At 65.6% G+C, this 558-nt stretch carries 1 pseudogene; it reads right to left on the bottom strand.

The features are described 5' to 3' along the window. Positions 1-516: pseudogene (locus tag EOA60_RS36500) on the bottom strand (GNAT family N-acetyltransferase); the annotation flags it as partial. Positions 517-558: the final 42 nt, after the last annotated feature.

Raw genomic sequence — 558 nt, forward strand, 5'->3', positions numbered from 1 at the left:
AAGGTTAGGGCTCGCAAAATTGGGCAACGCGGCGAGCGGGTTGGCGGTGCCGTCGAGATCGGGCAGCAGCCGCTCCAGCGAAACGAGGTCGATGTCGGGCCGTGCCGTGGCGATCGACGAGAGCAGGGAGCGGATCGCAGGACCGTTTACAGCAGGCAAAAGCCGCGGGTCGGTTGCGGGGAAATTGCCGTTGGCATGACGTCCGCCGGCGAGACGAGCGACGCGGAACGGGCCGTTTCGGACCACTTCCAGCGCCAGCGAAAGAGCCGGTCGACCCTCGATGCTTAGCGTGGCGACCGCCATATCGGCTTTGGTCTTGGCCGCCCAGTTGCTCACCCAGGACGCGCTCTGCGCCGGAGCAAACAGCGCCGAAGCGCAGAATTCTGCATAGCCCGCAAGACCCGTGCCATCGGTCACCGCCGCCGTCAGTCTGCCTCGGCTCGAGGCAGGCGCACGCGCCGGCGCTTCGTTGGCAGCGACGCGATTGCCGTCAAATGACGCGGCGGCGTCAACCATCCCTCAATCCTTAAGACGTATTGGTTGCAACCTGGGGTTCGC

The organism is Mesorhizobium sp. M1A.F.Ca.IN.020.06.1.1 (assembly GCF_004023265.1).
Lineage (GTDB): Bacteria > Pseudomonadota > Alphaproteobacteria > Rhizobiales > Rhizobiaceae > Mesorhizobium.